Source organism: Clostridium sp. CAG:43 (assembly GCF_000434655.1).
Classification (GTDB): Bacteria; Bacillota; Clostridia; order Lachnospirales; family Lachnospiraceae; genus Otoolea; species Otoolea fessa.
The window spans coordinates 5907-14246 of sequence record NZ_FR895057.1; the positions used below are offsets into that span (position 1 = coordinate 5907).

The window sequence follows — 8340 nt, forward strand, 5'->3', positions numbered from 1 at the left end:
TAATCGTGCAGATGCCGATCGTGGAATCGGACGGAATCTCATACATGGTATCCATCATCAGGGACTCCATGATAGAACGAAGTCCTCTGGCTCCCGTCTTTCTCTCGACTGCCATGTGGGCGATCGCCATCAGCGCATCATCCGTGAACTCCAGTTTCACGCCGTCCAGATCGAGAAGCGCCTGATACTGCTTGATCAGTGCATTCTTCGGCTCTCTTAAAATGCGGACCAGCGCCTCCTCATTGAGCGTCTGGAGCGATACCGTGATTGGCACACGACCGATAAACTCCGGAATCAGACCAAACTTCGTCAGATCCTGCGGCATTACCTGTTTCAGAAGCTCATCGATATCCTGATGCTTGCGATCCACAATATCGGAGTTAAATCCGATGGAACCGGCACCTAAACGGCTGTCGATGATCTTCTCCAGACCGTCAAATGCACCGCCGCAGATGAACAGGATGTTGGTCGTATCGATCTGAATCAGTTCCTGCTGCGGATGCTTTCTGCCGCCCTGCGGCGGAACACTGGCAATGGTTCCTTCCAGAATCTTTAAAAGCGCCTGCTGTACACCCTCGCCCGATACATCGCGGGTGATAGATACATTTTCAGACTTCTTCGTAATTTTATCAATCTCATCAATATAAATGATGCCGTACTCTGCCTTGCTGACGTCGTAATCAGCCGCCTGGATGATCTTCAAGAGAATGTTCTCTACATCCTCGCCGACATATCCAGCCTCGGTCAGAGTGGTCGCATCCGCGATGGCAAACGGTACATTTAAGATCTTCGCCAGCGTTTGCGCCAGGTATGTCTTACCGGAACCGGTCGGTCCGAGCATCAGGATGTTGCTCTTCTGAAGCTCTACATCCTGCGTGGACTTGGACATAACTCTCTTGTAATGGTTATAAACCGCTACGGAGAGCACCTTCTTGGCGTCGTCCTGTCCGATGACATACTCATCGAGAAATTCTTTGATTTCCTTCGGCTTCAGCAGGTTGATTCCGCTGAAATCCGGTCCTTTTTCCTGATCGGCAAATTCCTCTTCCAGAATCTCCGAGCAGAGTTCGATACAGTCATCGCAGATATATACATTATCTGTGCCAGCGATCAGTTTTCTAACCTGATCCTGTGTCTTGCCGCAAAATGAGCAGCGTATTTTGTCGTCTGTTCTGCCTGGCATACTTCCACCTTGTTCCTTTCTATTATTCCATCCAGAAATCCAATTAGTGGTTGGTAATGACACAATCAATCAGACCATACTCTTTCGCCTGCTCTGCTGTCATGTAATTATCACGCTCTGTATCACGCACGATCACGTCATACGGCTGGCCTGTATTGGCTGCCAGAATTTCGTTTAATTTCTTCTTGGTACGAAGAATATTCTCCGCTACGATCTGGATCTCGGTTGCCTGTCCTCTCGCGCCGCCGGATGGCTGGTGAATCATCACTTCTGCGTTCGGAAGTGCATATCTCTTTCCTTTGGTACCGCCGGAAAGCAGGAATGCGCCCATGCTGGCTGCCATACCCAGACAGATGGTAGATACATCACATTTGATATAATTCATCGTGTCATAGATCGCCATACCTGCGGTAACAGAACCGCCCGGACTGTTGATATATAAGCTGATATCCTTATTCGGATCCTCTGCCTCCAGGAACAGAAGCTGTGCTACAACCAGGCTGGCTGTCACATCATTTACTTCCTCTCCCAGGAAAATGATACGATCTTTAAGCAGACGGGAGTAAATGTCATACGTCCGCTCGCCGCGGCTGGTGGATTCAAGGACATAAGGTACTAAACTCATGATTCTTCCTCCTATAATTGAGAATGAATGTTTATGGCAAAAATTCTATGATGCCTTAGGACATCATAGAATTCTGCCGTATTTCAGTATTCGCTTTTATCGGTTTAATTAAGCAAGCTTTGCCTGCTCTACCAGTAAATCGATCGCTGCCTGAACTTTCAGGTCCTCACGGATCTGCTCTTTCTCGCGCTCACCCATCATTTCTTTCAGCTTAGCGCCTTCCAGTTTGTAGGATGCTGCGATCTCGTTGATCTGCTCGTCAAGCTTCTCATCGGAAACTTCTACGTTCTCAACTTCAACTACTTTCTCAAGAACCAGTCTGGTCTTGATTCTCTTCTCTGCTTCCGGACGCATCTGCTCCATCAGCTTCTCCGGTGTCATGCCGGTATATTTCATGTAATCGTTGATGTTTAAGCCCTGGCTCTGCAGACGGCGAGCGTAGTTCTCTACCATCTCTCTTGCCTGAGTGTCAACCATCGGCTGCGGCAGTTCCATCTGAGCGTTCTCAACTACTTTTTCGATTACGTTGTTCTCGTTCTCTACTTTAGCATCCTGCTCTTTCTTCTCCTGCAGTTTCTTGCGGATGTCTGCTTTGTACTCATCCAGAGTATCGAAATCAGATACTTCGCTTGCAAACTCATCGTTCAGCTCCGGAAGCTCGTTTCTCTTAACTTCTTTGATAGTTACAACGAACTTAGCCGGTTTTCCAGCCAGCTCATCTGCATGGTACTCAGCCGGGAAAGTAACGTTTACGTCACAGGTCTCGCCTTTTTTCTTGCCGATTAACTGATCCTCAAAGCCCTCGATGAAGGAATGGGAACCGATTACCAGCGGATAATCTGTACCAGCGCCGCCGTCAAATGTCTTGTCATCAATGTAGCCGGTGAAGTCGATGATAGTGTTGTCGCCGTCCTCGATTGCGCCGTCTTCTACGTCGATCAGTCTGCCGTTTTTCTTACGTGCTGCAGTCAGCTCGTTCTCTACATCCTCGTCTGTCACAACAGCTTCTGCCTTCTTAACTTCTACACCTTTGTACTCGCCCAGAGTTACTTCCGGTTTCAGAGCTACGGTTGCCTCGTAGATGAATGCCTTACCTTTTTCGATCTGAGTTACTTTGATCTCCGGAGTGGAAACGATCTCTTCCTTGCTCTCCTCTGCTGCCTTCGGATAAGATGCGTCGATCACTTCGTTTGCTGCATCCTCATAGAAAATGCCAGCGCCATACATCTTCTCCAGCATAGCTAACGGTGCTTTACCTTTACGGAATCCCGGGATGCTGAATTTGTTTTTGTTCTTGTTGTACGCATTTTTGATTGCTGCATCAAACTCTTCAGCCGGAACTTCGATGGTCAGCTTTGCCATGTTCTTCTCTAATTTTTCTACCTGTAAACTCATTTTAAGGGGTCCTCCTTGCTTCTATATGTGAACCGCCATTCTACCGGGCGTTACACTTCAAGATAGCATTATAGCATATTTGCGTGCTAAATACTAGCGGAAAATATAATTTTGCGTTCACTTTTTGCGGGTTTATGAGTGGTTTTAGGTGGGTTTTATACCATTTTTGATGCATTTTCTGTGTGTTTTTTAGTTGAAACTACACCTGGTCATACTGAATTGAATCTTTGACCTGTAATGCTACCGGGCGATCGACTAAGAGCGATGCCAGCTCAATTCCCAGATCCAGCGCATATCCAAGTCCACGCGCCGTTGTGATATTGCCGTCCGTCACAACGCCCGCACCCGTCAGCTTCGCACCGGTCAGGGCATCCTCAAAGCCCGGATAGCAGGTTGCCTTCTTGTCCTTCAAAAGCCCCAGCTGCCCCAGAATGCTCGGAGCCGCACAGATCGCTGCCAGGCGCTTTCCAGCAGCATCTGCCTGCACCAGTGCATCGCAGAGCGGTTTGCACGCCATCAGATTTTTCGTTCCCGGCATACCGCCCGGAAGGAACAGAAGATCCGCTTTCATCGGATCAATCTCATGCAGCAGGGTGTCTGCATGAATGCCAAATCCATGTGCGCCCTTCACCTCTTTTTTACCCGTAATCGAAACCAGTTTTACCTTCACACCCGCGCGTATCAGCACGTCCGCCGTTGCCAGACATTCCACTTCTTCCAGTCCATCTGCTAAAAATGCGTATACTACAGCCATGATTATTTCCTCCTGTTCTTTGTTTTTATAACACTTTTTATATTAAATTACTTATTTGTTTTCCACAAAGCAATCATTTTTCCTTTTGAAAATGCCTTTACTAGCACCCACACATTCACTGCCTCGTCAAGAATCAGGCTCAAAATCCAGCCACAGAGCACATCGACCAGCGAATGCTGTTTGATGAACATGGTTGAAAGACAAATCAGAATCGTGACAATCCACGAAAGTGTACGGATCGGTTTCTTGTTCCGCACACTTGCCGCGTGGCAGATCGTCAGATGCACCGCCACAGTGCTCGATACATGGATCGACGGGCAGACATTGTTCGGCGGATCCACACTCCGCAGAAACCGCACAATCTGCGCGCAGAAATTCTGTGATGTGATCTCCTGCCGCAGATTTAAACCGTTTGGTGCCAGCAGATAGACAAATAAGCAAAAGGTTGCTCCTGCAAACATCACAAAGCAAAGTCTCAGATATGCCTCCCGATCCTTGATCATAAAATAAATCATAAACACCGGCACCCACGCGTACCACAGAAAATACGGCAGTACAAACCATTCATTAAACGGTATCAGGTCATCGACCGCACAGTGTATAATATGAACATCCGATGGTTCATGCAGTTCCAGCAGAAAAAATCCTGACAGAAAAACCAGCATATAGAGTCCTGCCAAACAGTAGCGGTGCGTTTTGATCCAATTCATTACTTGTTTTATCATTAATAATATACCTTTGTATTGTTCTTTCGTTTTTATTCTTTCGTTTTTAATACCAGGTTTTCCGCCAGCGCCAGACGGCTGTTCTGGTACTCGCCCGTAAACGTCACCTCGCGCCCGAACCATTCCGGCGGCACAAAGGCAAGTGCGGCTTCCTCACTTGGAAATTCAACCTCCGCCAGCTTCAATCCCTCATATTCACCTAAAAAAATGTCCAGCTCAATCGTGTACTCCGTTCCTTCCATCGGAATCAGATAACGCTTTTTCGTCAGAATCCTGCCGTCAGCCTTCGAGCGGAGATGCTCATAGGATTCCTTCGTCAGCGGCAGATTGTATTCCTCCCGCGCCATCAGTCCTTTGGATTTGTAGGTCAAATAATAGGTGTCATCCTCCTGACGGACACGCACGACCGGAGCAGTGCTTAGATATGCCTGCTCGATCTGGTGGAAGGGGTATCCGGCTATATCAAATGGAATGTGAGTAATTAAATATTTGCGTTCAATTTCCATGGTACATGATTCCCCCTCACTATTTATTCAAAATTCCCAGCACCACAACCACCACAAACAGCACCACCATCACGCCAATAAAAATATCCATCGTCCGCACGGACACATGCACATGATCGTAGATGCGTTCTTTGACAGTCTTTTCCTTCATAAGTTCCAATTCCTGGCGGAGTTTTTCGTTTTCAGCTTCGAGATCCTCAAGGGTTTTATCGGCAGCATTTTCTGCGGCTTCTTCCACCGTTCCCTTCACCGCCTCAATCTCTTCGCCCAATGCCTCTTCCAGCGTTTCTTTCTTGTTCAGCATTTCGTTTTCGCTCATTCTTTTTCCTTTCAGAATATGGCTTGTTTTCTCCACTGTTCATCCCGAACAGCCTCTTCTCCTATTATATCCATAAAAATAGGTTCAAGCAATCCAAAAATCGTTTTCCTGTCCAAAGAAAACGCTGATCGTTTATCTCTACAAGCCCCGTAAAAGTGAACATCACAAAAAATCCCCCGCCACACATCCATGACAGGGGATTTTTAAATCCATTTTAAAATCTTTACCTATGCACCTTCCAGACACATTCCCGCGCTGCAATTCACACAGCCAGATTACTTCTTCGCAATGTACTTACGGATATCCAGTGCAATCGCAACAACGATAACGATACCCTGTGCGATATACTGGTAGTTCGGGTCGATGCCAAGGAACTGCAGACAGGTCTTTAAGAACTCGAATACGAGTACACCGATGATAACACCGGAGATACGTCCGATACCACCGTTTACAGATACACCACCGATGGTACAAGCTGCAATAGCCTCCAGCTCGTAACCGTTACCGGTATTTACACCGGCACCACCGGACTTAGCTCCCAGAAGGAAACCAGCGATGGCATACAGTGCAGTAGCTGTTACATAGATGATGATCTTGGTTTTCTTAACATTTACACCAGCAACCTCTGCTGCTGCCTCGTTGCCGCCGATTGCATACATATATTTACCATGGCGGGTGTAGTTAAATACGAACCACATGATCGCGCCGATGACAAATGCAATGATGAACAGGTACGGAATACCAAAGAAGTTACCATTTGCGATAATGGTGTAATCCTGACGATAACCGCCTAACGGTACAGATTTGGTATAAACCAGGTTGATACCGTAAACGATCATCTGCATACCCAAGGTGCCGATGAAGGCCGGTACGTTCAGGTAAGCAACTACGATACCATTAATAAGACCAAATACACAGCTGATAGCGACACAGATAAGGAGAATCAGCCATACGTTCTGCTCACCAAATCCCTTGGTCAGCTCAAAATGTCCGCTGTAATCACTCTTCTGGAGCAGAGTACCTGCCAGGCAGGCAGAAAGTCCAACCAGACGACCTGCAGAAAGGTCGGTACCTTTCGTAATCAGACAGCCGGATACGCCGACTGCGATGATGAAACGGCATGCTACGTTGATGGAAATGTTGCTAAAGTTGCTACGGCTGAAGAAGTTCTGTTTTGTTACACCAACAAAGAGAACCATCAACAGGATCAGAATAACGATACCGTTATTGATCAATATATCTTTTACATTCAGTTGTTTCTTATCCATTCTCTCTTCCTCCTTTAGAACTTAGTCGCGTAGCTCATGATACGCTCCTGAGTTGCTTCCTCACCCTGTACCTCGCCGGTAATGTGACCATTACACATAACAAGGATACGGTTCGACATACCAATCAGCTCCGGCATCTCAGATGAAATCATGATGATACCTTTGCCCTGTTTTGCCAGGTCAATCATGATCTGGTAGATCTCGTACTTGGCACCAACGTCGATACCACGGGTCGGCTCATCCATGATGAGGATATCCGGGTTGTTGGCCAGCCAGCGGGAAATCAGAACCTTCTGCTGGTTACCGCCTGAAAGTGACTGAATCAGTGTCTTACTGCTCGGTGTCTTGATTGAAAGCTTCGCCACGTTATCCTTGACAAGCTGCTCAATCTTTTTCTTATTCAGTTTGATACCATAATGTAAATACTGATCCAGGGAGGAAATTGATACATTATCTGCAATGGACAGACATCCCAAGATACCCGTACCACGCCGGTCCTCGGTAATCATGCCGATACCGCCGCGGATCGCATCCTGCGGACGCTTAATGTTCATTTTCTTTCCTTTGATGTAAACTTCTCCGGATTTGATATGGCGCATACCGAAGATACCTTCCATCAGCTCCGTTCTCTGTGCGCCTACCAGACCGCCGAAACCGAGGATCTCGCCTCGTCTCAGGGTAAAGGAGCAATCTTGGAACGAACGGTCATGGATACTGGAATATCCTCTGACATCCAAAAGCACCTCTCCTGCCTTCGTATCATTCTTTGGAGGATAAATGTTGGTCAGCTCACGACCAACCATCTGTTTGACGATCTCATCATCCGAAATCTCGTCCATATGCCAGGAACCGACATAGGTACCGTCTCGCATGATGGTAATATCATCACAAATCTCACGGATCTCCGCCATCTTATGGGAAATATAGATGAGGGATACACCTCTTGATTTCAGGTCACGGACAATGCGGAAAAGTGCCTCTACCTCATTATCCGTTAAGGAGGAAGTCGGCTCGTCCAGAATTACAACTCTGGCATTTAAGGATACAGCCTTGGCAATCTCTACAGACTGCATCTGGGCGATGGACATGGTTCCCAGTTTTGCCTTCGGGTCATAAGGCATCTTAACATCGTCCAGCCATTTTGCTGTCTCTTCAAACATCTTCTTATGGTCGATCACCTGAATCGGTCCAAATTTCTTCGTCGGGTAACGGCCGGTGTACATATTCTCTGCTACCGTTCTCTCAGGTATCGGCTGCAGCTCCTGATGTACCATTGCCAGTCCTTTGTGAAGGGCTTCATCCGGATTGTGGATCTCTACTTTTTCCCCGTCCAGATAGACCTCTCCTTCATCCATATGATAAATGCCGAACAGACATTTCATCAGGGTGGATTTACCGGCGCCGTTCTCTCCCATCAGTGCATGGACGGTACCGGGACGAACTTTGAGATTTATCTTGTCCAGAGCCTTAACGCCAGGGAAACTTTTCGATACCCCGCGCATCTCCAATCTGTACTCTGCCATCCCATTCTCTCCTTTCATAAAATCGGGTGTGCCAACTGGACA

At 47.3% G+C, this 8340-nt stretch carries 9 protein-coding genes; all 9 read right to left on the reverse strand.

From position 1 onward, the window contains the following. The coding region (clpX, locus tag QVO97_RS04680; protein ID WP_288188948.1) for an ATP-dependent Clp protease ATP-binding subunit ClpX at window positions 1–1183 on the reverse strand (1183 nt) is incomplete at its 3' end. A 43-nt stretch (window positions 1184–1226) separates the two neighbouring features. After that, on the reverse strand, window positions 1227–1808 hold the full coding sequence (clpP, locus tag QVO97_RS04685) for an ATP-dependent Clp endopeptidase proteolytic subunit ClpP (protein ID WP_022359226.1): 582 nt from the start codon (window positions 1806–1808) through the stop codon (window positions 1227–1229). 108 nt (window positions 1809–1916) lie between these two features. After that, entirely contained in the window at window positions 1917–3203 is a 1287-nt protein-coding gene (gene tig / locus QVO97_RS04690; RefSeq protein WP_022359227.1) for a trigger factor, read from the reverse strand. Window positions 3204–3402: 199 nt separating this feature from the next. Beyond that, window positions 3403–3957 (reverse strand): DJ-1 family glyoxalase III, encoded by a 555-nt coding sequence (locus QVO97_RS04695; protein ID WP_022359228.1) that lies wholly within the window; start codon window positions 3955–3957, stop codon window positions 3403–3405. Window positions 3958–4004: 47 nt separating this feature from the next. Further along, a complete protein-coding gene (locus QVO97_RS04700) occupies window positions 4005–4637 on the reverse strand; it encodes a phosphatase PAP2 family protein (RefSeq protein ID WP_288188951.1) in 633 nt (210 codons plus the stop codon). A 77-nt stretch (window positions 4638–4714) separates the two neighbouring features. Next, window positions 4715–5188, reverse strand: coding sequence for a CYTH domain-containing protein (locus QVO97_RS04705; RefSeq protein ID WP_022359230.1), 474 nt, complete (start codon window positions 5186–5188; stop codon window positions 4715–4717). Window positions 5189–5207: 19 nt separating this feature from the next. Beyond that, window positions 5208–5507, reverse strand: a complete 300-nt coding sequence (locus QVO97_RS04710) for a hypothetical protein (RefSeq protein WP_022359231.1) — start codon at window positions 5505–5507, stop codon at window positions 5208–5210. 275 nt (window positions 5508–5782) lie between these two features. After that, window positions 5783–6775 (reverse strand): galactose/methyl galactoside ABC transporter permease MglC, encoded by a 993-nt coding sequence (locus QVO97_RS04715; protein WP_022359232.1) that lies wholly within the window; start codon window positions 6773–6775, stop codon window positions 5783–5785. Window positions 6776–6789: 14 nt separating this feature from the next. Further along, window positions 6790–8298 carry a sugar ABC transporter ATP-binding protein gene (locus QVO97_RS04720; RefSeq protein ID WP_022359233.1) on the reverse strand — a complete coding sequence of 503 codons (1509 nt, stop codon included), beginning with the start codon at window positions 8296–8298 and terminating at the stop codon, window positions 6790–6792. Between the last annotated feature and the right edge of the window lie 42 nt (window positions 8299–8340).